This window comes from uncultured Desulfovibrio sp. (assembly GCF_944327235.1).
GTDB lineage: Bacteria > Desulfobacterota > Desulfovibrionia > Desulfovibrionales > Desulfovibrionaceae > Desulfovibrio.
In genome coordinates, this window is record NZ_CALVHE010000140.1 from 1 (window position 1) to 3393 (window position 3393).

Here is a 3393-nt window from a genome sequence, read left to right on the forward strand (position 1 = left end):
AAAAAGCCTCTCCCGTCTAATTCTGAGGCGGGAAAACGAGGCTGCGCACTTGTCCTGACGTACCGGCGGGGGGCATTTCCTTACCGTCGTAGCGGATGCGGACGCCGCCGGCGTTGCCCAGCTTGAGCTCGAGGCGGGTACTGAAGGTCAGGGCAAAGGTATCGCCCTTGCTGAGTGAGAACTGCCGGACATCGGTCTTGTCGGCGCTGGAGTGGATCCAGCATTCTTCGGTGGCAACGATGATGACCTTGTGCTGACCGGGCTGCACGTCGCCGGCGGCATCGGCGGCTTCGGCCGTTTCGGATGCGGCGGTGGCGGCTGGTGCGGCCGGGGTCGTGGGCGTCGTCGGGGCCGCGGCGGTCTCCGTGCGCGGAGTGGGCGCGGGCGTGGCGGGCGCGGCGGCAGCGGGTGAGGGGGTTGTGGCCGGAGAAGCTGCCGCGGGGGTGGTCTGGGTGGCGGGCGGCGTTTCGGACGGCGCCTGGCTGCGGCTTTCTCTGTCGTTGTCGGTGCCGGGGGATGTTTCTTCGGGCAGGCCGGAGGGGCGTGCCACCTGCGGCGCGTTCGATTCGGCGCCGCGCAGCATGTCCATGCCCTTTTGGGCAAGGCCGCTGTTCCAGAGGAAGTAGCCGCCCACGAGGATGATCAGCACCACGATGAGCGAGAAGAAGCGTCCGGCCGCGGCGCCGCCGCTTTCTTCGGCGGGCGTGTAGACGGCCTGGGAGGCCACGATGTTTTCCTGTGGGGCGAGGCAGTGGAGCACGTCTTCTATCTCGGCCTGCGACAATCCGAGGAAGGTCGCGTAAGACCGGATGAAGCCGCGCGTATAGGCCACATGCGGCAGGGATGTGAGATCCGCTTCTTCCAGCGCCCGCAGTTGCCGTGCGCCGATCTTGAGCGTATTGGCCACATCCTCGATGCCGAGGCCGCGCCGCTCGCGTTCCGCCCTGAGGGCCGCGCCCAGTTCTTCCAGATTCATGTTCGTCCCTCTCTGCCGCTACAGCCGGATGTCGATGACGGCGCGGCTGCGCAGCTGTCCGACATAGTCCTCGAACCGTTCCATGGCCTTGGGCCGCCGGAGGATAGCGTCGATCTGCGGGGTGGCCTCTTCCAGGGTCAGGGGCTTGTCGGGGCCGGTGGCGCCGGGACGGAACAGCATCACCTGCGCCTTGATGTTCTTCTGGATATTGAAAAGAGGCGTCACGTCGCCGGGGCGCATGTCATTCAGGCGTTCCGACCATTCGGGGTTGAGTTTGTCCCACTCCACCGGGCCCATGTCGCCGCCCTTCTCCTTGTTGGGGCCGACGGAGTACTTGCGTGCGGCTTCCGCGAAGCTCAGCTTGCCGGACTTGATCTGCGCGGCGATGCTGCTTGCGTTGGTATTGGGGTGGTAGACGAGCAGGCCCATGTGCAGGCCGTCGCGCAGGAAAAGCTCATTCTTGTGCTTGGCGTAGTAGGCCTGGATCTCTTCCGGCGTCACGACCACCTTGCGGCCGACCTGCATCCCCATGATCTTCTGCCGCATGATGTTGCTCTTGAAGGTCTCGCGCAGTTCAGCGAGGGAAAGTCCCTGCCGCTTGAGCTGGGCCTCGAACTGGGCGCGGGTCAGGCGGCGCTCCTTCATGATGGCGATGAGCTCCTGATCCACTTCGCTGTCGGAGACCGTCACGCCGAGGCGTTTGGCTTCCTGTTCCACCAGCATATTGATGATGAGGTTATCCAAGGCCTTGCGGAGCACCTCATTGACCTTTTTGCTCTGCTTGGGGTCGTTGGGGTTGAGGCGGGCGCGGGCCAGATCGGGCATGGCGGCCTTCTGCAGGTCGAACATGGTGATGACCTTGCCGTTGACCACGGCGGCCACGTTATTGAGCTGGGCGGCCTCCGCACAGGTCGTCATGACCAGCAGGCACAACAGGGACAGAAGAATTTTTTTCACGACGAGTCTCCCCTACACGATACAGGCTGAATCCTCTGCCAATAGCCGCAATCCGTTCAAAAGGCAATGGGCAGTCCGTCCCGGACCTCACCGGGAGGCCGCCGGATCACGAGGCCGGACCGCTTGCCTCCGTGTCTTTTCCGTCGTCCTTTCCGGCTTTCGGCGTGTCGGGATCGTCGGACGGGGCGTCCCGCTCAGGCTCCTTGCCCGTGGGGTCCGTGGCGCCGTCCGTCGTCTGGGCGGCCTTGCGCGCCTCCCGTTCGCGTGAACGCTTGGCCATGTCTTCCAGCACCGGCCGCAGCGCGGGGGCCACGCGGATATCCGCGTTCGCCAGCCGCCGTTCCAGCCATTGGCTGAAGGCGGCCCGCAGCTTCTGTTCACGCAAGGCCCCCTCGATGAAGGGATAGACCGCCGCCGCGGGCTGTACGCCGCCCTTGTGGCGCACGACCACGCCGAAGGCCCGAAAACTGCCGTCCACCTCGCGGATCTTGCCGCATTTGCCTTCATTGATGGCCGACACTTCCTTGCGTTCCTGTTCCGGCAGCTCGGATTCCTCCATGTCCAGGCACTGCACGCGCAGGCCGTCGGGCACGTTGTCGCGGCCGGTGGGGAAGCGACGGCAATAGCTTTCGAGCGAGGCCTTTTCTTCGGCGGCCAGGAAACAGAGCATCATATGCTCCGGCACGTGGAAGCGTTCTTCATTGGCCGCATGATAGGCGCGCACCTCATCCACGCTGATGCGTATGCCCGGCAAGAGCACGAGGCGCTCAAAGGCCTGCATGGTCAGATGCACCCGCAGCAGCTCGCGCCAGTCGGCATAGTCGAGGGCCTCGCGTTCCAGATAGGCGTTCAGGTCCTCATCCTCATAATCTTCACGGATGAGCTGTTCCTCACGCCTGACGGTCTCTTCACTGACGGACTGCCCGCGCTCGGCAAGCTCCTCTTCCGCGAGGCAGGCGATGATGAGCGTCCCCAGCGCCTCGCCGTACTGCTTTTTCATGCTCTCCGGCGTACTGGCCTCCAGCGCGCCCATATCCACGGAGCGGCTGTCCATGAGCGCCTGCACCAGACGCAGGGTGATGGTCTTGCCGTTGACGCTGGCCAGCGCGCCGTCCGGCAGACCGCTCTCCACACAAGAAGCCGCCAGCAGGCAGCTCAGGAGCAGGAGACAGCACAAGCGCAGCGGCGGCCGCCTGCCGTTGCGGGGATCAGGGAGAATGGCGCTATGGGGCATGGCTTCCTCTCTACGGCTAGGGCCTGTTAACACTATTCGCTGTCTGTTTGGGGGAAGGGGAACCCCTCCGCCTGCGCGGGCGGCGACCGAATGGCGGCCGCAGGCCGTGCCTGTCAGGACCTGCCAATACAAATTTTAACATAATCTCACTAGATGTAGAGTGTCAATACGTTGTTCACCCTCTGCTCAGACATGAAGCTGGAGGTTTTCTGCCAAGAGCCGAATG

Annotated in this window: 3 protein-coding genes; all 3 read right to left on the minus strand. The window is 64.3% G+C overall.

Annotated features, from left to right (window positions below; translation table 11 throughout):
* Positions 1-16 precede the first annotated feature (16 nt).
* Positions 17-976, minus strand: a complete 960-nt coding sequence (locus Q0K00_RS11550) for a helix-turn-helix domain-containing protein (RefSeq protein ID WP_297229684.1) — start codon at positions 974-976, stop codon at positions 17-19.
* A gap of 18 nt (positions 977-994) precedes the next feature.
* Positions 995-1933, minus strand: a complete 939-nt coding sequence (locus Q0K00_RS11555) for a SurA N-terminal domain-containing protein (protein ID WP_297229686.1) — start codon at positions 1931-1933, stop codon at positions 995-997.
* A 106-nt stretch (positions 1934-2039) separates the two neighbouring features.
* Complete coding sequence (locus tag Q0K00_RS11560; RefSeq protein WP_297229688.1) at positions 2040-3167, minus strand: peptidyl-prolyl cis-trans isomerase; 1128 nt, start codon at positions 3165-3167, stop codon at positions 2040-2042.
* Between the last annotated feature and the right edge of the window lie 226 nt (positions 3168-3393).